This window comes from Paenibacillus sp. A14 (assembly GCF_036864815.1).
Lineage (GTDB): Bacteria > Bacillota > Bacilli > Paenibacillales > Paenibacillaceae > Fontibacillus > Fontibacillus sanfengchensis.
In genome coordinates this window covers 633,402-656,787 of sequence record NZ_JBAGJD010000004.1, presented here as the reverse complement: position 1 = coordinate 656,787, position 23,386 = coordinate 633,402, and the positions used below count along the sequence as shown (strand labels likewise).

Here is a 23,386-nt window from a genome sequence, read left to right as displayed (position 1 = left end):
AAATTCATGAGTTTGACTTTTTGCAACGTACATTTTACGCAGCAACCCCAGAGGGTCGTCTACGTGTCCGGCTCTTTGATGAAGAACCTGAAGCTATCGGGAAAAAAGTCGGTTCACCTCAGATTCGGCGGCGAGCGGATCCCCGCGGCCGTCAAACCGATCAAAAAACCGGGGAAGCATCTTTATATCGCTTCCGGCATCCGTAAAGGCATTAAAATTCCCAAAGCGGGCGGCGTGTTTTTACGCAGTTTGCAAGAGGGGGAAGTCCAGATCGGGCCGCTGATCGGCGTGCTTTCGGACGGTCCGGCTTCTTCCGCCACCAACCCTTTCGGTTCCCGGACCGGATTCATCAAGCAGTTGCTGAGACAAGGAAGCAAATTATCCTATATCTTTGCCTTTACGCCGCGGGATATTCAGTGGGACAGCGAGACGATCAACGGCTATTTCCTTAACGAAGCCGGCCATTTCATCAGGAAGAAGGTTCCCCTGCCGGATGTCGTCTACAATCGTCTCCCGAGCAGGCGGGCCGAAACCACCACCGCCATCACCCAGCTTCGCGAGCGTTTTATCCGGCGCAGAATTCCATTCTTTAACTGGAGTTTTTTTAACAAGTCCGATATTTACCGCATGCTTGAGAAAGATTCCCTGGTCGGCCGTTATGTGCCCGAATCGATCATGAGCCCGAGCCCGGAACAGGTTAAGGAACTGCTGGACCGCCATTCCTTGGTTTATTACAAGCCAAACAGCGGGAGTCTAGGCAACGGCATTTATCGGCTGTCCAAAATCCAGAAGAGCGGTTATTACGCCAGATACCGGAATAACGGGAGAAACGCGCTGCTCCGCTTCGGCTCCTTCGCCAGTTTGATGCGCACCCTTCAGGCCCGGCACGGCCGCTCCTTGCGCGGTTATGTCGCGCAGCAGGGCATTCGGCTGATCGAAATCGACGGCTGCCCGATCGACTTTCGCTTTCACATGCATAAGAATGGGAGAAACCAGTGGGCGGTTGTCGGCATCGGAGCCAAAAAAGCCGGGAAAGGCAGCGTAACCACCCACCTCAAAAACGGCGGCTCCCTGCTGACCCCCGATCAGGCGCTGGCCCGCACCTTCGGTCCCCGCTCGGATGAGGTGCTGAGAAACGCCAAGAGCGTAGCCATTACGCTCGCGGAAGCGATCGAGAGCCACCACCAGCACCTGATCGGTGAAATCGGCTTTGACATCGGGATCGACCGCGACGAGAAGATCTGGATGTTCGAAGCGAACGCCAAGCCGGGACGCTCGATCTTTAAGCATCCGTCACTGCGGGCGGAGGGCCGCGCTTCAGTGGATCACATTCTGGAGCATTGTCTGTACTTGAGCAAGTTCCGGAGGAGGGAAAACGGATGAGTCAGCTTGCAGGCGAAGCCAAGCCCGTTGTGGCCATACTCACGGTTGAGGACGACCTGACGCAATTCCGCGGCAACCGGGCGAATTTTCGGGATCTCGTCAAAACCGGCAAAGAACTGGATTTCCCGGTCTATGTCGTGACAACCCGGGATCTGAAGTTGACCGCGAAAAAAGTCCAGGGTTATTTGTACCATACGGAAGAAAAGCAGTGGAAAAGGCAGTGGCTTCCGCTGCCTCAAGTCATCTACAACCGGATTCCGCGGCGTGAGGATGAGCGCAGACCTTCCGTCCGGCGGAAAGTCGAAGACTGCCTCCGGCATGGCAGCATCCAGCTGTTCAACCCGTTCTTTTTCAATAAATGGACGCTGTTTGATTGGCTGAAAAAGAACCGGGCCACCCGGGCGCTCGTCCCCAACACGAAGCGGCTGCGCTCTTCGGCCAGCCTTCTGCCGATGCTGGAGGAGTATGGAAGCCTGTACTTGAAACCGGAGAGCGGGAAGGCCGGGAAAGGCATCATGCTGCTCCAGTACGACGCAGAGGAAAATAAGCCTTATCGGCTCACGATTCAGGGGGTAAGGCACAAAAATGTTGTGTATAAAACCGGAAAGCCCCAGCTGTTATGGAGACGCATAAAAGCCGAAACCGGGAACACCCGTTATATCATTCAGGAGGGAATTGAACTGGCCTCCTACAGAGGCAGGCATTTCGATTTGCGGGTGCTCGTGCAAAAGTCAGGGAAAGGCATCTGGACCGTTACCGGAGTTGGGGCCCGGCTTGCCGGCTTACGGCGGATCACGACGCATGTTCCGCAAGGCGGCAGCGTAGAGGACCCCGAAAAAATGCTCCTGTCGGTTTTCGGCCAGGAAATGACGAATTACCTGATGAGCCGCCTGAAATCAAACGCTCTCTTAATCGCCAAACAAATCGAAAAAGGCGCCGGATATACGCTCGGGGAAATGTCGATGGATCTCGGGATCGACAGTGAAGGGAAAATCTGGTTTTTCGAGGCCAACGCCAAGCCGATGAAGTTTGACGAGCCCCATATCCGCAAAAAATCGTTGGAGCGTATTTTCCAGTTCAGCCATTATTTATACCGGCAGGGCAAGGAATAAGAGCGCATAAAGAGGTGAGCAATCCGATGTTGGTGAAGGCCTGGCAGCTCAATGACAGAATCCCTTGGGAACTCCAGCAGGCCGAATTGATCGCATTTACGCAAAAATACGGACGAAAAGCCTTGCCCGCAAATACGATCCTGAAACTGATGAAGCTGTCTTCGCGCGATTTGCTTCAGCCTGGCGCCCTTCTTCTGCTCGCCGAAATCGAGGCGGAGGACGGCCCGAGGCTGGCCGGCTTTTCCTGTGTGACCCATTATGGACGCGGGCTGAGCCTGGTCGTCGTTCATCCGCTTTATCGCGGAAGAGGGCTTGGATCCAGACTGCTGAGCCGGCAAATTTCCGCGCTGGGGCGGCTCAGTTGCCGCGTCCCCTTAAGCAGCGTCTCCGGCCTGCAGATGTGTTTTCGCGCCGGGCTGTACGCCGGCGGCATGGTCAAAACCCCGGGCGGGCCGGCCGAGCTTATCCTAGAAAGAAGGTGATGTTCCGTGGCGCAACCCGTCCTCGGTATTTTGACTTTATATATGAACGATAAGAAGCAATTGGAGGAACGGCATATTTACCAAAGAATGATTACAGAGGGCCAGAAACTCGGTCTTGATATTTTTGTATTCACCCCCATGGATGTGTATGACAAAAAGAACTTGATACATGCCATGGTCTACGATCCGAAATCGAAAAAATGGTCGCGAAAATGGCGGAGCTTTCCCCATCTGATTTTCGACCGCTGCCGGATTCAGCGGAGCAAGCGTTTCGAGCAGCTGCTGAAATTCAGGGCCAGATACGGGAATTTGAAGTATTTAAATCGGCCGCTGCGCAACAAATGGACGATTTACCAGTTGCTGTCGCGCAAATCCTCCTTCCGCAAACACTTGCCCGAGACGGCCCTGTTTCAAAACAGCGGCGATGTCTTCCGGCTGCTCCGCACCTATCCGTCCGTTTACGTCAAGCCGATTAACGGCACCGGCGGCCGGGGGATCGTGCGGGTGGATCGGCTGGGCGGCGACCTGTTCCTCATCCAGGGCCGGCGGCAAAACCGCAAGATTATCCCCGCGCAAAAGATGCATAAATCCCGGCTCGGCGCTTTCTTGCTGAACTGGAAAAGCGGGGGCAGGTTCCTTGCCCAGCAGGGCATCCAGATCAAACTGCCGGACGGCCGGGTACACGATTACCGGATGCTGGTGCAGAAGAACGGGCATGGCCAATGGGAGGTAACCGGCTGCGCCGGCCGGATCGGACCGCCCCGCAGCGTGACCTCCAACCTGCACGGCGGCGGGAAAGCCGCATCGATGAACACCCTGCTCCGGCAAATTTCGAACAGCGAAGAAAAGCGTGCCGAAATCCGCAAGACGGCCGAAAAGCTGAGCCTGGAGATCGCCGCCTACCTGGAATCGACCATCGGCGCCTTATGCGAACTGGCGCTGGATCTGGCGATCGACCGCAGCGGCCGGGTCTACCTGCTTGAGGTCAACCCCAAGCCGGCGCGCGAGGTGTTCATCCAAACGGGAGATACCGAGGCCTATCGCCGCGCCATCATCAAACCTTTGGAGTACGCGCTTTGGATGTACAAACGCGAAGCCGCCCCTTCCTCATCGTGAGGAGGAGCGGCTTCATCGTTTCGCAGGCTACTGTTCTTCGCCTTTCAAGTAAAGCGGCGCCGATTTGTTCCCGGCGTAGTCTTCCATGATGATGTACACGTTTTTCGCCGCAGAGGTAAAGCGGAGGCTGGCCTTCGTCGTCCGCCCGCGAATGATCCGGTCCTTGTCCCCGACATTATAAGTCGTCGGGAAAGAGCGGAGCTTGCCGTCTTCATATACATACATGTAGCGCCAGTCCCGGGTATTCGGCATCGGGAGGTTTAAGGTATTGCCTTCCCAGGACCATGCTTCGGCATAAGGCTCGGATACCGTGTCGATGAACCGGCCGCCAACGGCAACCGCATTCTTGTCGCCCAGGGCGACCGTTACGAGATAATCGTCACCGTTCACCGGCATATTCTTGAACGCCGCGGTTGTCGAGCCGGCCGGAACGGTCGTCTGCTCGGACACCGGCTTCCCCGTCGTAATCCAGTTCAGGGACTTCACGCTGACCGTGACGTCGCCGCCGGCCTTGGCCGGCAGATCCCAGTTGACCGTGAAGGTGCCGTCGGGCCGGGAGTCGACCCGCAAATTCGATGGAGACGCGGTCAAGTCGAATTTCAGCTCCGCGGCCTTTCCTTCCAGCCCATCCGCTCCCACGGCGGCCACTTTAATCTTGCCGGAGCGGGCAGGGAGTTTTTTGATGTAGAATACTTCATCGTATTTCCCGCCTACAAATACGTCATTCACGTAGACATTATACTGCTTGACCTTGGTGTAATCCGGGTCGCGGTTCCACTTCAGTTCCAGCTCCCCGCTGTCGGTATAGGCCGCCTGAATGGCCAGTCCGGTAGGTGCGGACGGCTCTACGGCGGAGCCGTCAAAAATGCGGATCTCCCCGATGTTCATCTGGTAATCCGCCACGGCTTTTTTGCCCGGCTCAAATACCAGGCCGAACGCGGCGATCGATTTGCCGGCGTAGGCGCCTAAATCCAGCTCGGCGGTCTCCCATCCCTTCGTTCGCTTTCCGCTCTTCGGAACCTCCACCTTGACGACCTTATCCGGTGCATCCGCGAAGATCAGGCCGACACCCATGGTGGAATTGTCGTTCTTGGAGCTTTTGTTAAACGTAAGGGAGAGCTTGGAGTTCGCATTCACGGCGAGGTCGGTTTTATACAGCCGCAGGAAGTTTTCCGCGTTCAAATCCCCGCTGACAACCAGCGAGCTGCCGCCCTGATAAGCGCCGACTCGCTCATAGTCGAAGCGCTTCGCGCTGCCGATGTTATATTTCGGACCATAGTCGAAATCCACGGTGAGCCGGTTCCCTTTGGTATCCTGCCACCACTGCCAGGTGACGGGGATATCCTGGAGGCTCATGTTCGACCATTCGTCCGGATTGGATACTTGGCCGCCCACATAATAGGACAGGCCGTGTCCCGTATTGAACCGGGTATAGAAATGATTATCCCCGATTACCGAACGCTCGGCGATCACCGAGGCGATGCCCGGCCAATACCGGTTGTCCGCATAAACGTCGGAAACCGTGTTTTCCGCGGAGACTCCGGTACTCTTCGGATCCGCGTTCGGTCCGGACCACCAGAGCCGTTCACGCAGATGGGTCATCCATTGGTAATCGTTCTCGGCGCGATGGCGGACGGGCCAAGATTGATTCATGTCCTCATCCAGCCTGGCATGGACAAAGTCCGCGCCCAAGGTAGAAATGCTGAGACGGGGAATGCCGCCTTCCAGCTTATCCTTCAGGGCCTTGCCGTTGATATCCTTGAACCGGTCCCGGCCCGCTTCCAGTCCGGCGAAACCGGCTTCATACAAATCCAAATCCGTTCCGTGCGCATGATTTAGCTGCTTCAGATAGTTTTCGGCTGCATCGATCTGGCTGTCCCCCATGCCGTAGTCAAAGAAAAAGGATTGGGGAAACCCGCTCGCCGGCATGCTTATCGTAGAGGAACGAAATGTTGTTGTCGTTAAAGGTGCGGGCAAATTTATTCGCCCCGTCCCTCGTATCCAGGGAATCATACCATTGGACGTAAAGGCCGTCCTCCTGAAGCGCTTTCATAAATGCGATATAGTCGGGAATATCCCGGGTCGCCACATTGGGACTCTGTTCCTCCTGGTTGACGAAATAACCGTCATAGCCGAAATAGCGCGCCATTTCGATCAGCTTTTTGGCCACCGGGAATTCTCCGTTCTCATCCTTCACAAGCATTTGCTTATAGGTCTGCTGTCCGCGGTCATTGTTCGAGAAGAAGATTCCCGCCAGGGAAAGCACGCCATTTTTATGCGCGGCATCGGTATAGGTCGGGTTCGGGATGTTCAGGATGCCGAATTCGAACCATTTTTGCTGCCAGTCTTTCTGCGCCAGTTCGTCGTAATATTCCGGCGGGGTATAGGCGGTCGCGGTACCGTGCCAGTAGGAGTAGTAATCGACATATTGCCAGAAGTTAAAATGATACTGGGCGAATTTGTTCGTGTAAGGCGCATTCTCGATAAACGCGTTGCCGTAATCTCCCGCTACGTTCATCATCCGAACCTCGGGATTCAATGCGGGGTTGGCCTGTGTGGCGGCCAACGGCTCAATTCTTTTTTGCAGCGGTACATGAGATCTCAACCATTCGGCATCGGGATCCCGCTCGGGGCTCCAGTCGAGAATATGTCCGCTGGTGTATCCATGGACGCTCGGCTGATTTTTTCCGTGCGCGCTATCGCCTTGAAACGGCCAGGTATCCCCCGCCTGCGCGGAAAACGGGAATGCCGTGAGCAGCAGCGCAGCCGTCAATACTATCGACGTTACTTTGGGAAACGCCCTTTTCCTGGATCGTACTTTCATACAATATCCTCCTCTTCGTTTGTCGTGATGATTCCAATTTATCTTATGAAAGCCCTTGCAAAAAGGGTTGAAATTAAAGATACACTGGACAAATTAAAGAAATAGGGCAGAGGCGTAGTACCGTTGTAAGCACTAACGTTGCATTAAGTTAGTTTGATCCTATAGAGATTGGATAGCGGCCAGCCTCGTCTAACGCCGTGCAGGTGAATAAGTACCTTTTGCGGCGCTATTTGTCGAATTTGGCTCATTGATATGAAATAGCGGATTTTTTGGCCCCTTTATAGGTTGAACTAAATAATTGGTGCTGAGCAAGGATGTGATAGGATTTTGGAGATACGTTGCCAACATCCACAATTGTAGATATAAAGTCCCACCGTCGGAATCTACATCATTAACGGGAAAATTTCCCGTTAATGTACCGCTCTTGGCTCCTTGATCGGATTTAGCTGGAAAAGCTCCATCTATTTCGCGGCCCTATGGCCAATATACACAATTTCAGGCGAATTAGCGGGAGGTTTTCCAGCTAATTCGCCTCTGCAGTCGCATATGTACCAAATTAACGGGAAGAATTCCCTTTAATTCGAATCAAACCATATAGTTGCAGGTCAAGAGTGTGAAGAGAACTATTTACACCGCTGTCTAATATGCAAATCAATAGTTCAACAAATATATTTTGGGATAAAGCGGAGCAATTCTCCTTTTTTGGGCCCACAACAGAGAATAAGGTCCCTTTTGACACTAGCGATGCACTAACCCTAACATGAAAGAAGAGTATGGTTAAAAATGGGGGTCCTATCTTACGCATGGCGTAGTCTTCCTTTTTTTTCGGGGAATTTTCTTTTGCCTGCCAAGACTTACCTGCATTGATGTAATCGAGTATGAATACCTGCAAAAGGTCAGGCTTTCCGGCTGGTACTAACGCCTGAGAGGACTCTAACGGCTGTAGCAGCCACTATTTAGCGAAAAGTAGCCCTTTCGAAATTCTAACGGTCGTGAGCGCCGTTATTCCCCCGGATTCTCGCCTTAACAGCCTGTTTTTGCAAAATAAGCGCCGTGGCGGCCGTTAGAATGGGAAATTGGCGTTATCAGGACAAATAACGGCTGTGGCAACCGTTAGCGTTAATTTTCGTCTTTCTTGCAAGGCTGCTCATGCGACGGCGGTTAGGAAAATGGGGCACGCCGGATCCAACTCGCCACACCGAGGCGACAAGTTTCAAAATAAGCAGCACCATGTCAGGTTTGATGCAACTTCAGTGCCCTTTTGACCGCTATTATTCCCCCGGAGCCGAAACAGGCCAAATTAACGCCCCAAAAGGCCGCTAATCCGGACGGCTTGGGAATCCGTAAATCAGGGTTGGCTCGCTTTTTCCCAAAGATAAAACCCATAAAAACCGCCCCTCAAGTCATTTAGCACCTGAGGGGCAGCCCTTTAACTTTATATTTCTTTACTTCATCGCTTGCGCAGCAGCCGTCCGAATACGCCCAAAATCGGGAGCAGCAATATCGCAGCCGCCAGCAAGGAGGCCCGGATGGAGAACCGGCTTCCGATCCATCCCACACCCGGCCCGCCCGCGGTTTGGCCAAGAGCGTCGGATTGGCTGACCATCGACAGGACTGTAGCCCGGGTGTCGCTGCGCAGATTCATGTTCAGCCACGTCGCATAGATCGGCTCGCTTACGGTAACAACTACGCTTACAGCCAGCACGGACGCCAGAGCCCAGACGAAGTCCGTTGCCAGGAAAAGCGAAAGTATGCCGGCAATACGAATGAAAGTGAGCAAAAAGATAGCCGCGGACACGGCCCGCTCATTGCTCATGTTCAGCTTTTTCTCGGTATAGCCTACCGCCAGCATTCCCAAAATGGTGGATGCCGCGCTGATCAGGCCAAACCATACGGCCATCGAAAACGACCGGTCCGGAAAGCCGATTTCCCGGATCAGATGAATTTCCCAAAGTCGGTCATAGCCCTCCGAGGCCGCACCGCTAAACAGCGTAACGAACACAAGCATCAACAGCAGCGGGCTGCGGGCAATCACCCTTGCCCCGCTTTTCCAGGTCCGGCGCATCTCCTTAAAGTGGGAGGTTCTGCCGCTCCGCGGCGGCCGGACAAAGCGCGTCTCCTTCATATGTCGGATCAGGAGCAGGCCGAGAGCAGCATACATCAGTCCTCCCGCCAAATACGGCAGATTCGGCGCAAGCACCGAAAGGCCTACGCTAAGACCGATACCCAGCAGCGTTGCTGTCAGGGACACTCTTTTGGCGCGCATAAAAATAACGCCGGCCGAGTCCTCCCCCACCTCATCGACGATCCAGGCGCTGTCGGCGCCGCTGATAAAGGTGTGGCCGATGCCGAACAGCACTTGGGCCAGCAATACCCAGACGACGAGCGGGATCATCGGCCCGAAGCCCTGCAGCCAAATGATGCTGCCTTCAAACGCAAACCCCGCGCCCAAAATGAACATGCCGATAATGATCGACAGCTTGCGGCTGTACGTATCGGCAATCACGCCGGTAATCCCTTCGAAGATCAGCACCGTTAACTCCAGCACGGTTCCGACCATAACTAGCTCAAAGGGATTCAGGCCAAGCTGTGTAACATAATAAATGCTGTATGTCGTAAATATGGTACTGCCCGCAAGCGAGGTGATAAAATTCATTAAAAAAAATACTTTTGCCGCATGGACATTATACAAAACGGATTCCGCCTTTCGGGTAGGCGGCGCGTCATAGGTCCAGAAGGTTATATTCGCTATTTCGCTATGTTGCTATTTCGCTATTCACAATCCATACCGCACCTGCGGCCGCTTACCGTTTTCTTTTTTGATTCTGATTAGTTTCGGTTTGTTTGTTGGTTGGATTGGAATGAACTTGTCGCATATAAAACACCTCCAAAATATTTAAAAACCCGGTACTACATTTCCTCTGCCCGATCCGAGAGAGAAATCAGCTCGCCGAAGGAACGGATAATCACATCGGAACCGGCCAGCTCGGCGCCGTCTCCGAACTCGGCATAAGCGCATCCGACGACGGTCTGCCCGTTCTTCTTGCCCGCCTCAACGTCCGAGGAACGGTCCCCGACCATCCAGACGCTCGTCAGGCCGTGATGGTCCATAAGCAGCCGGACGAGATCGACTTTGGAAGGAGTCAGGTACTCGCCCGCGCTGTAAATCCCTTCAAACAACGAAGAAATTCCGTGCACTTCGGCCACTCCCTTTACATAATGCTCCAGCCCGTTGCTGGCCACAAACAGCCGGATTCCGCGGGCCTTGAGCGCCTCAAGCGTCTCCTTCACTCCGGGATAGAGCTCGGAGGAGTTCTCTTTGAGACCCGAAAGCTCCAGCTCCAGGAGCAATTCGTCCGCCCGCCGGTGCACGGCCTCATTGCAGTCCGGGATCACCTTCCTCCAAATATCCTCCAGCAGCATCCCCAAACAGCTCAGCATCAGTTCATCGGGCGGCGTCTCTCCCTCGTACAGCTTCTCTTCTCTGAGCCGGTCGAACAACTGGTGATAAGCGGGAATCAGCAATGTCTCGGTCTTGAACAGCGTTCCGTCCATGTCGAATATCATCGCTTCAGGTTTCTTAAGTTTCGCCTCGGTCCTCTCCATCTCCACATTCCTTCCTGTCTATATTGGTATAGCCCCATAATATGCCAACCTGTACTCCTTGTAAAGTTTGCGCTTTGCCGCCGGGTCCTTTACAATTACGGTAAATTCAACGCATCGTATGCCGGGGAGAAATATATTCGCATGAGTAAAAAAATTATAGCCGTCGACATGGACGACACGATCTGCCATCTCATACCGAAAGCTATCCATTACCATAATATGATGTATCCCGATCTGCCGCTGACCCTGGAACAAATCGTCAGCTTCGATTTAAGCGGCATCTGGCATCCCGCCTGTACGGACGATCTGTTCTTCGGCCGGCCCGGCCTTTATGAGGAACTGGAGATTTTTGATGAATACACGGTGGAAGAAATCCGCAGGATGACCGCCGACTATGACGTTATTATCGTCACCGCCGCCCGGCCGTCCTCGGTCGCCGAGAAATGGCGGTGGCTGCAAAGGCACCTGCCGTTTATCCCGTTCGAGAATTTCTTCGTGGCCAAGCGCAAGTACTTGCTCGGTTTTGATCTGCTTATTGACGACGGGCCGCACAATATTCTCGCCGCCAGGGACGCCGGAAAGCGGACGATTCTGATTCCGAGGCCGTGGAATGCGGGAATTCAACAGGACTTCGTACTGAAGGATTCCTGGAAGGGCATGAACGAACTGGTGCGAAGCATGCTGAGCTGAAGGGCTCCGGGCCGGGTGGCACGGAGCCGGGCTTCAGTCGTGTTCGAATTATTTTTTCAAATGATACGGAACGGTCGCAACGATTAAATCCCGGCGATAGAGCAGGAATGCGCGAATCAATAAGCTCGATTGATTATGAAGCGCGTTGTGCCACCGTTTCTTCGGAATAAACTGCGGAATCAGCACGGTCACCCCGTAATTCAACTCCTTGGCCTTATGCTCGACCGTGTCGATAAATTTGGTCAGCGGCTGGATGATGCTCCGGTACTGCGAATAGATGGTCACCAGGCGGATATCGGGCTGCCACAGCTTCCACTTCTCTTCAAACTGCTTCTCCGCTTCCTTATCGAAAGCCACATATACCGCGATAATTTGATCGGGCTTTAAGGATTTGGCATAGTTCAGCGTATTCTCCACCACATGCGTAATTCCGGCGACCGGAATAACGAACACATTGCCATTAACGCGAGCCGCAGGCTCGCAAGTGGTGATGCGAAGCTGATCGCCGACGGCCTCATAGTGCTTATGAATTTTGTGAAAGACCATGACGATCGCCGGTAAAAAAATGAGTGCGGGCCAAACCTGCGTAAACTTCGTAATGAAAAACATCATCATGACCGTAAAGCTGATCACCGCGCCTACCGCGTTAATGGTGAGCTTTACTCTCCACCCTTCGGGTTTCTCCCGGATCCACTTCACCAGCATCCCGGCCTGCGCCAGTGTGAACGGGATAAAAACCCCGACCGCATAAAGCGGAATCAAATGCTCGGTCTGCCCTTTAAACACGATAATCAGTAAAATCGAAGCCGCCGCCAGAAACACAATTCCGTTCGAATAGCCAAGGCGATCTCCGCGAACGGTGAACATCCGGGCGATATATTTATCCTTCGCCAGGTTGACCGCCAGCAGCGGAAATGCCGAATACCCCGTGTTCGCGGCAAGGACGAGAATCATTGCGGTGATTCCCTGAATCGCGAAATACATCCCGCCTCTGCCGAAGGTTGCCGAGGCGATTTGCGAAACGACCGTTTCCTCGCCTTTTGGCGAGATGCCGTAGTAATACGCGAGCCAGACGATTCCGGTAAACAGCAAAGCCAGCAGAATGCCCATCGCCGCCAGGGTTTTGGAGGCATTCCTCGGGGCGGGGTCCTTAAAATTCGGGATCGCATTGGAGATTGCCTCCACCCCGGTCAAGGCCGAACTCCCGGACGCAAAAGCCTTCAACAGCAAAAACAAGGTCAGCCCGGCGACAGGTGTACCGATCGGGGCGTGCAGATCGCTCGGGACCTGGCCGGTCATAATCCGATACAATCCCGCACCGATCGTTATGAAGATGATCAGGACGAACAAGTACACAGGATAAGCCAGAATGGAAGCCGACTCGGTAATGCCGCGCAGGTTGAGAACGGTAATCAGCACAACCAGCAGGCAAGCGATCAGCACATTATAAGGATGCAGCGACGGAAAGGCGGAAGTAATGGCGTCCGTCCCCGCCGAAATGCTGACCGCCACCGTCAAAATATAATCGACCAACAGGGCTCCGCCCGCCAGCAGGCCCGCATTGACACCAAGGTTCTCCTTCGACACCACATAGGCGCCGCCGCCGTGCGGATAAGCGAAAATCACTTGTCTGTAGGACAGGACGAGAGCCGTCAGCAGCACGAGAATTCCTACGGCAATCGGGATGGAATACCAAAAGGCCGCCGCCCCGATGGCCATCAGCACAATCAGGATCTGTTCGGGACCATAGGCGATGGAGGACAGGGCATCCGAAGACAGAATCGCCAGCGCTTTCGTTTTACTGAGCCTTTGTTCCCCCAGTTCCGTAGACTTCAGCGGCTGACCGATGAGCACTCTTTTTAGCATGGTAAACATAACTGCAACACCTCATAGTTGGTTTAAGATAGAATACCCATTTTCTTCGGAAAAAAAGCATAGGGGAGCACAGCAAAAAACCACAGAGGTCAGAACCCCTGTGGTCCATGTCATGTCTGCATGGTCACAGTATCATCCTCTCCCGAACTACGCTTACGAGGTTAGCTGTCGGATTAGGGTGGCGAGAATCACCCCTCCGCGAAAGCCCTGACTGAAAGCTGCCGCGGATTCACCCCCTGCCGCTTTGATTTGGCCGATACTCTCCCGGCCAAACGTTGACGACAAATCGGTTCCCCCGTTTTCCCTTACTGGAAATTCAGCGAATTTTGATATGAAATCCATGAGTGAATATACTCCTTTCACTTATCCGTGTAAAACCCTGGATGTGCCCGATTTCACGAAACATTGACCCAAAAGGGTTCGTTTAAGCGCTTACTTCCCTTGTTTTCATTTCCTTTCATGATTTATCAGCCCCCGTCAAATGTAAAAAAAGGTCCCGCTCTCCGCACAGGAGAACAAGACCTTTAAATGAAGAATCCTGGTTTTATTGCTCGCCGTTCAAGCGATACCCCGCGTGAAAAACGGGACCTACAAATTCGTTAAATGCGTATCCGGAGCGGATCGCGGCCGTCACGAATTTTTTCGCTTTCTCCACCGCCTCCTTGACCGGCATGCCGCAGGCCAGCCCGCCGGTTACCGCGGCGGCAAACGTACAGCCCGCGCCGTGGTTGTGGGCCGGTTCGATTTTATCGCTCTCCAGGATCGTAAATTCGGAGCCGTCGTAGAATATGTCAAGCGCTTTTTCGCCCTCGAGAGCCTTCCCGCCTTTGATAACGACGTTCCGGGCCCCCCGTTCCCGAATTCGTTTCGCCGCTTCCTTCATATCCGCCACCGAGGTCAGACGCCCCATTCCGGACAATACGCCGGCTTCGAACAGGTTCGGCGTGGTCACGGTTGCCAGCGGCAACAGAGAATCGCGGATCGCATCCGCGCTTTCGGGATTCAGCACTTCGTCCTCGCCCTTGCAGACCATCACCGGGTCGATGACGACATTTTGCTGCCGATTCCGCTTAATGCAGGCTTCCACGACTTCGATGATCGCCACGCTGCCCAGCATTCCCGTTTTCATGGCCGCAACGGGCCCGCCGGCAAATACGGTCTTCAGCTGTTCGGCAACGAGGGCCGCATCCACCGGATATACGCTGTGATGCCAGCCGCGGTCCGGATCCATCGTCACGATGGTGGTCAACGCGCTCAATCCATAGGTCCCGTATTCCTCAAAGGTCTTCAAATCCGCCTGGATTCCCGCCCCGCCGCTGGAATCGCTGCCGGCTATCGTCAATGTTTTCAGTATGGTTGTCATGTCCATTACCCCTTTGCGAAAAACTTTACTGTTTCGGCCTTTATTGTAGCATTATTTTCAGAAAGTCAGTGGAGTTATTTTCAGCTTTGGTTCTGTACCGGTCTTACAGAGAGAATCCTTTTTCCAGATGGCTTAGCGCTTCCTCCAAAAGCTCGGCAAAATCGGTCTCCGGATTTTTCGCATAATGAAGTATCACCGAAATATTCACACCCACCACAGCTCCGGCTAAAGTGCGGATCGCCAGATCCTCCGGGTGGCCGCCGACCCGCCCCGCGACGATATCCGCGATCAGATGCATCATCTGCGTCATGTTGTTCACCAACGCCGCCCAGAGCTCCGGAATCGAAATCACCAGCTGATTCCGCTCGCGCATCGTGGACAACTCCTCGGCGGACATATTAGAAATCTCCGAGATCATGGCGTTTTTCAACGCATGAATAGGACTTAAACCGGGAGGCTGCTCCTCAAAAGCGCGAATAAGCAGGGAATCATAATTATCACGGGTCAGCACATCTTCCTTACTGGAAAAGTACCGAAAAAAAGTGCTGTAGGATATCTCCGCCGCCTCGGCAATCTGCTCCACCGTAGTGGCCCTATAGCCCTGTTCGCGAAACAACCGCATCGCGTGCTTCTGGACTTCAGCCATAGCTTTTGCCTTTTTGCGCTCGCGTAGGCCTCCGCCCTGGTTTCTTTTCTCTGATATAGCCCCCACCCCAATTCAATTTTTGTTCCACCCACTGTAGTTTACAGATTATCACTCCGAAAGTATTTGGACAATGCCCTGCCCCCCATCGACAATGACCCGGTCTCCCGTTTTCAACAGAGAAGTGGCGTTTCCGCATCCAACCACCGCGGGAATCCCCAGTTCTCTCGCTACGATGGCGGCATGGGACAGCGGAGCTCCGATATCGGTTATAATGGCGGATACTTTGGGGAACAAAAGCGTCCATCCGATGTTGATCGTGGAAGCCACCAATATTTCACCCGGCAATAGCTGGTTCCCTTCTTCGGGGTGTCCGAGAACGCGTACTACGCCTTTAATCCTGCCCGCCGCTCCCGCGACTCCTCTCAGACTGTCGGTTTCCACATTGGTCAGCGGAAGAGAAGCATCGAAAACATCGGTTCTGCGGACCGGTTCCTCGGCCCAAGCAAAGGGGTCAAATCTTCCCCGAATCATTGACGGAAACGCCGGCAGCGTCTGATATCTCAGGTAGGTTTGTTTACGCGCAGGCAGATGTCCCGCAGCGGAGGTTTCCTCACCGGACAACCAGGCCAAAAGTTCATGCATATATAAAAAGAAAACATTGTCTTCTATTCCGAGAAACTCGCCGGCTTTTAGGGCGAAAGCACGGTTTACCCGATAAGTTCTTGTCCATTCCGAACGGACTGCCTCCCGTAATCTCGGGCCTTCCGAGACGAGCGGCAATTTCCTGATTGTCTTTTTTGCCGCTTGAGGATCGATTCGCCGAAACCTGTCCCATGCCGCCTCATTCTGAACTTGCCGATGCCTCAAAAGATCATTCACATTTGTGGAGCCCGCCGAGTATTCGGACATTTGCCGCTCCAACCACACAGGGTCTTCACCAGGTCCGGGGATCGACAGTTCAAATTCGTGCGGACCCCGGTGCCCGTATTTCTCAATATATTTTTCCTCAGTCAGTTCCCCTCTCATCACCTTCGATATCCCCAGGAGCGGGCCGAGACTTTCCAGTTCCGCAGCGTCGCCAAAGGACAAAAGCTGATTTGCCTCTTCCGCTCCAACCCGCTTGCTTAACTTAAAGTGTAGCTTTTCGAATTTCTGCATGGCCTGCGAAGGCGCTTCAAGGGCGTGCCACATTGCGGAAACATTATGGGGCCATATTTCCCGCTTCCACAAATCCAGCAATTGTTCCCTGGTTTCTGTCTGCCTGATCCGCTCCGTTATAGTTCTGCACCACTCCGGCGTCTCTTCCAAAAACCGCGGGGCATTTTTAACGGCCTTTTGGGTTTGTTTCACATTATAAAAAAATTTGGCCCGGATTTTCCCGAGCAGTTCCCTTCTTGAGAACGGAATCAAAGGGACCTCTATTCCCTCGGGAATCTGTCCGAATACCCGGCTCATCTTGCGGAGAATGGTACTTGGGTTTACCCCAAATGCCGCAAACATCGAGAGGGGATAGCTGATGTTGGAATAGACTCTTCCGCAAATGTTCCCCGATATCATATATTCTCCGGGAATCAGACTGTGTTCTTCGTCCAACAAACGAAGGATGGACCAGCTTAATGGGGTCATGACATTGGACATGGATTCGCCCACATTGGTGTTTGTCCATAAAAAATCACCCGTCAATGAATCATTAATCTCATACGTATCCCGATTCCCGGCACTCAATGTAGTAATCGGCCTGCTTTGCAGAATGTTAAGCTTCCCGTCTGCAACCGCCCATTCGATATCCTGGGGACTACCGAATTCCTTCTCAAGCCTGGCTGCGTAGTTGTATAATCGGCCGGCATACCTTTTGAACGCGGCAGGGCCGGAATACTTCCCCTTCGGTCGGATGAAGGAAAATGCTTCAGCATTGCTCTCGCCGGACACAAGCTGCTCCCCCAGCCCATACACTAAATTTCCCTGCATCAATTTACCGCCCGTAATGGGATCTACAGTGAATAAGACACCGGAAATCTCCGATTCAATCATGATCTGGACAACTATGGCTATTTGACGGGTGAAATCCACGCCCTTGGCGGAACTGTACATGCGAACCCGCTCCTCCTCCATGGAGTGATGTACCTCGTATATCGCTTCCAGAATCTCCTCATCCGATTTCCTGTTCAAAACCGTCCCGAATTCTCCGGCAAAAGACGCCTCCTCCGAATCTTCCGCCAACGCCGAAGACCTGACGGCGAATGAACGGTTTTTATGCGTTTTCCTGAGATGGTTTAGCCGGGACCGGATTTTGGACCAAGCCTCCTCGGTCAGACGCCCTTGTTCAAATGCCGAAGGCATCACGATGAAACCTTCCGGTACAGGATATCCGGCACAAAACATGCGGGATAGCATCGCTCCTTTTCCGCCCGCGACTGGCCAAAGTTCTGGGTTCATTTCAGCAAAACCGATGATCATTGCAATCGTCCTCTCTTCATTAAAATTCACCATTTTATTAAATAAGATATATTATATCTTTTGATACTAAGTTTCAAAAGATATAATATTCCCGTTAAACTATTCCGTCAAGTCTTATCTCGTCTGAAAACATAAAAAGGTCCGGTTCCGTTATTTCTATAAACCAAAAAAAGGAAACCCGGATGGTTATTCCGGGTTTCCCGTCAGGCAATGAAGCGGCCTATCGACCTACTTCTTTACCCTTTTCGCAAGATCTGTAATTTTTGTATCTCTGAGATGCCGCTCCATCTTCTCCTCCGCTTCCACCATCACTTGTTGGATCAGGCATTCCGACCCATGGTCAAAATTGCAGTCAAAGAGAGAGGCGGTTCCTTCGATGGCCTGGATAATATCTAGGAACGTCATTTCATCTTTTTTTCTCGTCAGACGGTAGCCTCCGTTCGCCCCCGATACGGACTCGATCATTCCCGCCTTCACCAGTTTGGTCAAAATCTTCGATAAATAGGTCGGAGAAACGTCCTGGGCATCGGCCAACTGCTGGACCCCGACAGGCTTCACCGGATCTTCGGTCACGAGCGCCAGCATCGTGTGCAGGGCGTAATTCGTCGCCTTGGAAAATTTCATATGCTCACCCCGAAATATGGACTCATGGTGCCTATAATATCCGTGAAGCCAAAAGGTGTCAAGCCAACCGGTTCCAGGCTTCGGTGATCAGTTCCAAATTAATGCCCGCCGCCGCCGCGGATCCCATAGACGCCGCCCAAATCGCCTGGTGCATCTCCGTTGCCGCGTCTCCGGCACTATAAACGCCCGGAACGCTGGTTTTCCCAAATTCATCCCGCACGATCACCGTTCCCGCGTCCGACATCTCGCATCCGATATATCCCGGCAGGTCCGAACCGGCCGCCAGTCTCGGCGCAAAAAATATACCTTCACACGGGATGCGTGTTCCGTCCTCCAGCAGCACCTGTTCCACCTGACCATCGCTGGATTCGATGTGCCGAATCGGGGCTTCCGTCACAGGAATGTTATGCCGTTCAAGCTCCAAGCGTTCCTCGGCACTCCATCCGCTCGGGCCATTCGTGCAGAGGACCGTTTGATCGGTCCACCCCGTAAGCATTTTGGCCATATGCATTGCCCGGTCGCCCGAGGCGATCAGGACCAGCGGCTTGTCACTAAGCTCCCAACCATCGCAATAGGGGCAGACGAACGCGGATCTGCCGTAAACCTCTTGCAGGCCGCTGATTTCGAGCGGCAGATCCCTTTTCCCGGTTGTGAAGAGCAGTTTCTTCACACGGTAAACATCCCCTCGGGCGGATGTAATTTCAAATTGCCCGTCCGCACCCGATATCCCTTCGGCCCGCTCCTCCACCAGTTGGATCGATGGATACCTCCGCAGTTGTTCCGCGGCAATCCGGCGAAATTCCGCCGGGGCGATGCCGTCCCTCGTCAAAAAACCGTGCGCCTCACGGGTCACCCGGTTCCGCGGCCTGCCTTCGTCCAGAACGACCGCGCTTCTTCTCGCCCTTCCCAGCACAAGCGCGGCGCTCAATCCCGCCGGCCCTCCGCCGATAATCCCGACATCCCAACCATTTATCATTTACACAACCTCGCTTTTTTCTGAATGTGTCACATAAAAACACCATTCACGGAGTTTGTGTATCCATAATAACTCCGATAAATTTAATCCGTCAAGTTATTAAGGTTCTTGACTTGATAATTTTAGCACTTATACATATTGCCCAACTCGGACATAATTTTGGAGAAAATCAGAACTACAATATCGTAACTGTTAAGAAAAAAGGACGGTGCTCATAGCTTTATGTATTTGACTCCTCGGTTGTATCACTCCTTCGTACGCCCAAGATGGTTTACCGAAAGATACATTCATCATCATATTAGGAACCATTTCTCACTGGAGCATAAAACAGTTCTTGATTTTGGCTGCGGCACGGGGGCAAACTGCCGCATAAGCCAAGCCGAGCATTACACCGGCATTGACCTGGATGTGAAAAGAATCCAATTTGCCAAACAGCTATTTCCGCATCATACATTTATGGTTTTTGACGGAAACCAAATTCCACTCCCCAACCAAAGGGTTGATTTCATATTAATCGTGGCTGTTCTTCACCATATCCCGAACGAACTGATTAACAAGTATTTACAGGAGTTCCGGAGAATTCTGAAACCGGATGGAAATCTGGTGATTATTGAGCCTTACTACTGCCAGAAACATAAATTCAGCAACTGGTTTATGAACCGATATGACGACGGAAATTACATTCGGAACGAGGAAGATTACCTCCGCTTATTTATCAACCAAGGATTTGATTGTCGTGTGTTGAAAAAGTTCAGAAAGTGCTTCCTTTATAACGAAATATTTTTTACGGCTAAAAACGGATGAATGATGTACGGAAGCTGGCTGCCGGGACACCTCCCTTAACTCCTCTGCCCCCACCGCTTGATCCAGCAGCATCTGACCTTTTTCGGAGATACGCTCAAGCGCTTCCTTTAAATCCGATTCTCTCCGCACGACCTTGCCCATCTCATTACTCAGCAGATCCTTGAATTTTTCCTTAAACGAATCCGGAAGTTTCGCTTCACGGCTATAATCGACCTTTAATGGCCGCAATCGGCAAAAAGCCTCCACACGGTTTTCGTTATAATGATGATTTCGCGTCAACAAGCTGCTGCCGACTACACGCGCTTTTATTGCGGCAAACTCCTCGCTGTTCACGTATTTCACGAAATCCCAAGCCGCCTCCGGATTGGGCGTGCCCGAGCGAATGGCGAAGATTTGTCCGACCTCAACATCCCTTGAAGCGGACCGATCCGCGGGATCGACAGGCCCCGTGACGGTATCGAATGAAAAGGCTTTGTACTTCGGCATCGTATTAGTCAGGCTCCCCAGAGTTTCCAGCAAACTCGCATCATCCAGCTTCATCGCTACCCGGCCCTGCAGAAATAAATCATTGTCCAGATAGTCCTGCAACGAGCCGCCGTAAAACGGGGTGTCCGGCAAATAGATCGCACTAGATCGAACCCCCGTTATCGCCATTTCCCAGACGTTTCTCCACGAGTCCGTATTTAAGGTCACCTGCATGGTTTCCGGGTTTACCGCGGTCAATCCATCTGTTCCGGCAATCCTCTCCGCCAAAGAATCAACCGTTTGAACGAATGGTACGCTTAACCCATAAACGCGTTGTTGTTTCCCCCCATCCACAGGAAACCGCCCAGCCAAATCCAATATTTCCTGCCAAGTCATATTATCGTGCGGAGGATCGATTCCATACTGCTTGAACAGGTCCGCATTATAATAAAGAGCCGTGCTGTAAAAAGTCGGACTAAGACCATAGATCTGCCCCCCTCCCAATTCTCTTAAAAAATCGATGATCGTATCTTGCATCCCGGAAAGCTCGTAATGATCCGCCTTGATGTGAGGCTCCAGGCTTGCCAGCAGCCCTTTCCGGACAAAACGTTCATATTCCTGCGACGATAAATAAAATACATCCGGGTTCTCGCGTTGAATAAATTCGCGCAAGGCCTCACTATAATTTTTCGTCGGGTCAAACGTGCTTGAATCCAGGACGGCGACCTCCAGATCAACATCCCCGTACTTGCTTAAAAATAAATCGCCGTAGTCTTCATAAAAACTGTTCTCTCCAAAATACATCACTTTCAAGAAACGATGCGGCCTTGTTTTTTCAGGTGTCGGGTAGCATCCTGCAACAAGCAGACACAGAACGATGAAGCCTATGACCAACCGCGTCATTTTTCGTCGGAACATTCCCCGGTCCCTCCTTAAAGGTTACTCAATTCTACCGTCACCAGATCGGCGGGCAATTTCAGGTGGTCCGCCAACGTTTGAACGATCTCGTCCCGAATGGCGTCAGGGTCGCTGACGTGGTTGTTCAAAGACTCGATTACCCAAGCGTCAATTCGCGATTGTTGCTTATCCAGTTGCGCGTAATTCGCATAATCCAACACCTTGCTGGAAGCATACACTTTAGCTACAAAAGGACTTTTCTCGCTCCCGCAACTGCTGCTCAGCGGAATCTTGTCGGCCCCGGGGAACGTAATCGTACCGTCCGCCAATTCAAAATCGGTCGGATCGGAGTATGGAATCCCCTCTTGTTTATAAATGTCATAGATTTCCGCATCGGTTAGCTCGTTTATTTGACGATCGAGTTTTACGAAATGTCGTTCCTCTTTCCGTTCGTCCTCCGTTATCGAGGATTCGCTGCCGGTCGGAGCCTCGTAAATCATGTCACCTTCATCCGTTCCGGACTGGGACGCGGTTGCGGGTTCGAAAATAAATGTGGCAGGACTCACCTTCGCATCCACCACCGTAGCGACCCCGACTCCGGCAAAAGCGACAACAACTGCCGATATCCCCGATAGAATAGCCGAACGCCTGTTTTTTTTCGTTGCGCTCAAAATATGTACCAGCCTGTCTTGAATCCATGCGGTGTTTTCGCTAAAGCCGGTAAATACCCCTGCCGGCCGGGAGGGTGTCGAGCGTTCGAGCACATTGAGGATCGTCTCCCCGTAGAAACGTCTTTCATTTTCGGGAATTCCGCCAACAACTCTTTCATCGCAGGACATTTCCATGTACCGGTCAAGGTTTTTACGCCAAATATAGACCGCGGGATTGAACCAATGAATCGAATTAGCCAGCAGAGCCAGCGCCTTGATCCACAGATCCTTCCTTTTGTAATGAATCAATTCATGGCGAAAAATCAGCCGCAGTTCCCGTTCATCCAGCTCGACTTCCGGTAAAATCAAGGCCGCTCGCCAAATTCCGATCAGCATCGGCGTGCGGACGGCATCGTTGGATTGCAGCGAGACGCTGCTGTGGATGCCCATCTCCTGTTTAAGGGAGGCAAATAACTCCAGGGCCGCCCCTTCCATGGGGAGATTGGTGCGCCGAAGTCTGGCGCGGAACCGCCGATAGGCCGACAATGATCGAAAACCGGTGAACACCAAGCCGGCCAGCCACACGAACGGCAGCCAAAACCCGATTTGCTGCAGCAAAACTTGTAACTCCGTCGACACTCCTTGATTGATCCAAGTTGCTGCGAAGCCGGATGCATTTGTCCAGCTCCGGCTGGTCGCCACCCCCTGATCCGCAAGGTATACCGCAGTTTGCTGCAGCATAGGGCCAGATGCGGCCGGCACACCTACTCCATCAAAGCGCATATATAACAATCCGCCAATAATCCCGACCGGCAGGAGCAAAAACAGCAGCACGATCTTCTGTGTGCGGTAATGCCACTGGGCGTCGAATAATTTGTACGTGAGCGGCTTCGCAAGCCGCAGCGCGCCAAACAAGACCGTTCCCGTAATCGATAGGACGACTACCGTTAACGTCAACATAATTCCCATTTGTTCAACCTACCTTTCGGAAAACCATTTCTTCAATTCCTTGATTTCCTCCGGACTAATATCATCGGCATCATATAAAGCCGCTAGTAAATTTTTGACCGAACCTTCATGAACCGTTTCAAGAAATGCCCTCGTTTCCAGATGTTTATATTCTTCCTCGGTAACCACGGGGGTATAGAAGTTGACCTTCTTCTGCTTCTCCACCCGCAGCAATCCTTTTTCCGCCAAGCGGGTCAAAAAGGTCAGAACGGTGGTCGGCTTCCAATCCTTCCGCTTGTTAAGCTCCGCCAGGACCGCCTGGGACGTGACCGGCCCGTCAGCCGCCCATACCACACGCATCACATCCGTTTCCGCATCCGACATCTTTTGCACGGGTTTCATAAAAACACTCCTTTGTCGTTCCTTGCTTATTTTCTACGCACTGTAGTTTACATTGATTCTACATCT

19 protein-coding genes and 1 riboswitch are annotated in these 23,386 nt (G+C 52.7%); of the genes, 6 read left to right on the top strand and 13 right to left on the bottom strand.

The features are described 5' to 3' along the window. Window positions 1-6: 6 nt before the first annotated feature. Genes V4U88_RS14405 through V4U88_RS14390 form a run of 4 tightly spaced genes read left to right on the top strand, consistent with a single transcriptional unit; the run spans window position 7 to window position 4,093 of the window. Entirely contained in the window at window positions 7-1,383 is a 1,377-nt protein-coding gene (locus V4U88_RS14405; protein WP_334073935.1) for a YheC/YheD family endospore coat-associated protein, read from the top strand. Next, entirely contained in the window at window positions 1,380-2,495 is a 1,116-nt protein-coding gene (locus V4U88_RS14400; protein WP_334073934.1) for a YheC/YheD family endospore coat-associated protein, read from the top strand. The genes V4U88_RS14405 and V4U88_RS14400 overlap by 4 nt, the downstream gene beginning before the upstream one ends. A gap of 14 nt (window positions 2,496-2,509) precedes the next feature. Further along, window positions 2,510-2,977, top strand: coding sequence for a GNAT family N-acetyltransferase (locus tag V4U88_RS14395; RefSeq protein ID WP_334073933.1), 468 nt, complete (start codon window positions 2,510-2,512; stop codon window positions 2,975-2,977). A 6-nt stretch (window positions 2,978-2,983) separates the two neighbouring features. Continuing rightward, window positions 2,984-4,093 (top strand): YheC/YheD family endospore coat-associated protein, encoded by a 1,110-nt coding sequence (locus V4U88_RS14390; RefSeq protein ID WP_334073932.1) that lies wholly within the window; start codon window positions 2,984-2,986, stop codon window positions 4,091-4,093. Window positions 4,094-4,120: 27 nt separating this feature from the next. On the opposite strand, the gene V4U88_RS14385 is transcribed toward V4U88_RS14390, so the two are convergent. From V4U88_RS14385 to V4U88_RS14370, 4 genes are all read right to left on the bottom strand, one after another. Beyond that, entirely contained in the window at window positions 4,121-6,022 is a 1,902-nt protein-coding gene (locus V4U88_RS14385; protein WP_334073931.1) for an endo-beta-N-acetylglucosaminidase, read from the bottom strand. Next, window positions 5,985-6,917 (bottom strand): endo-beta-N-acetylglucosaminidase, encoded by a 933-nt coding sequence (locus V4U88_RS14380; RefSeq protein ID WP_334073930.1) that lies wholly within the window; start codon window positions 6,915-6,917, stop codon window positions 5,985-5,987. The genes V4U88_RS14385 and V4U88_RS14380 overlap by 38 nt, the downstream gene beginning before the upstream one ends. A 1,450-nt stretch (window positions 6,918-8,367) precedes the next feature. After that, window positions 8,368-9,573, bottom strand: a complete 1,206-nt coding sequence (locus V4U88_RS14375) for an MFS transporter (RefSeq protein WP_334073929.1) — start codon at window positions 9,571-9,573, stop codon at window positions 8,368-8,370. 254 nt (window positions 9,574-9,827) lie between these two features. Next, window positions 9,828-10,523 carry an HAD family hydrolase gene (locus V4U88_RS14370; protein ID WP_334073928.1) on the bottom strand — a complete coding sequence of 232 codons (696 nt, stop codon included), beginning with the start codon at window positions 10,521-10,523 and terminating at the stop codon, window positions 9,828-9,830. A gap of 141 nt (window positions 10,524-10,664) precedes the next feature. Here V4U88_RS14370 and V4U88_RS14365 point away from each other — a divergent pair, with 141 nt between their 5' ends. Further along, window positions 10,665-11,213 carry a 5' nucleotidase, NT5C type gene (locus V4U88_RS14365; protein WP_334073927.1) on the top strand — a complete coding sequence of 183 codons (549 nt, stop codon included), beginning with the start codon at window positions 10,665-10,667 and terminating at the stop codon, window positions 11,211-11,213. Between the two features lie 48 nt (window positions 11,214-11,261). On the opposite strand, the gene V4U88_RS14360 is transcribed toward V4U88_RS14365, so the two are convergent. The 6 genes from V4U88_RS14360 to V4U88_RS14335 all read right to left on the bottom strand — a co-directional run bounded on the left by V4U88_RS14360 (window position 11,262) and on the right by V4U88_RS14335 (window position 19,154). Beyond that, entirely contained in the window at window positions 11,262-13,088 is a 1,827-nt protein-coding gene (locus tag V4U88_RS14360; protein WP_334073926.1) for an APC family permease, read from the bottom strand. A 135-nt stretch (window positions 13,089-13,223) separates the two neighbouring features. Continuing rightward, window positions 13,224-13,420: riboswitch (cyclic di-AMP (ydaO/yuaA leader) on the bottom strand. A 212-nt stretch (window positions 13,421-13,632) separates the two neighbouring features. After that, window positions 13,633-14,451 carry a bifunctional hydroxymethylpyrimidine kinase/phosphomethylpyrimidine kinase gene (gene thiD, locus V4U88_RS14355; RefSeq protein WP_334073925.1) on the bottom strand — a complete coding sequence of 273 codons (819 nt, stop codon included), beginning with the start codon at window positions 14,449-14,451 and terminating at the stop codon, window positions 13,633-13,635. 103 nt (window positions 14,452-14,554) lie between these two features. Beyond that, complete coding sequence (locus V4U88_RS14350) at window positions 14,555-15,097, bottom strand: acyl-CoA-like ligand-binding transcription factor (RefSeq protein WP_334073924.1); 543 nt, start codon at window positions 15,095-15,097, stop codon at window positions 14,555-14,557. Between the two features lie 108 nt (window positions 15,098-15,205). After that, a complete protein-coding gene (locus V4U88_RS14345) occupies window positions 15,206-17,554 on the bottom strand; it encodes a PEP/pyruvate-binding domain-containing protein (protein ID WP_334073923.1) in 2,349 nt (782 codons plus the stop codon). Between the two features lie 228 nt (window positions 17,555-17,782). Beyond that, window positions 17,783-18,178 carry an Rrf2 family transcriptional regulator gene (locus tag V4U88_RS14340; protein ID WP_334073922.1) on the bottom strand — a complete coding sequence of 132 codons (396 nt, stop codon included), beginning with the start codon at window positions 18,176-18,178 and terminating at the stop codon, window positions 17,783-17,785. A gap of 58 nt (window positions 18,179-18,236) precedes the next feature. Beyond that, window positions 18,237-19,154, bottom strand: a complete 918-nt coding sequence (locus V4U88_RS14335) for an NAD(P)/FAD-dependent oxidoreductase (RefSeq protein WP_334073921.1) — start codon at window positions 19,152-19,154, stop codon at window positions 18,237-18,239. A 222-nt stretch (window positions 19,155-19,376) separates the two neighbouring features. On the opposite strand from V4U88_RS14335, the gene V4U88_RS27000 reads away from it, so the two are divergent. Then, on the top strand, window positions 19,377-19,958 hold the full coding sequence (locus V4U88_RS27000) for a class I SAM-dependent methyltransferase (protein ID WP_442951886.1): 582 nt from the start codon (window positions 19,377-19,379) through the stop codon (window positions 19,956-19,958). Here V4U88_RS27000 and V4U88_RS14330 read toward each other — a convergent pair. The 3 genes from V4U88_RS14330 to V4U88_RS14320 are packed head-to-tail and all read right to left on the bottom strand — an operon-like array spanning window position 19,863 to window position 23,320. Further along, entirely contained in the window at window positions 19,863-21,341 is a 1,479-nt protein-coding gene (locus tag V4U88_RS14330; RefSeq protein ID WP_334073920.1) for an ABC transporter substrate-binding protein, read from the bottom strand. The two genes, V4U88_RS27000 and V4U88_RS14330, sit on opposite strands and share 96 nt — an antisense overlap. A gap of 14 nt (window positions 21,342-21,355) precedes the next feature. Continuing rightward, window positions 21,356-22,939, bottom strand: a complete 1,584-nt coding sequence (locus V4U88_RS14325; protein WP_334073919.1) for a M56 family metallopeptidase — start codon at window positions 22,937-22,939, stop codon at window positions 21,356-21,358. Window positions 22,940-22,948: 9 nt separating this feature from the next. Then, window positions 22,949-23,320, bottom strand: a complete 372-nt coding sequence (locus V4U88_RS14320) for a BlaI/MecI/CopY family transcriptional regulator (RefSeq protein WP_334073918.1) — start codon at window positions 23,318-23,320, stop codon at window positions 22,949-22,951. Window positions 23,321-23,386: the final 66 nt, after the last annotated feature.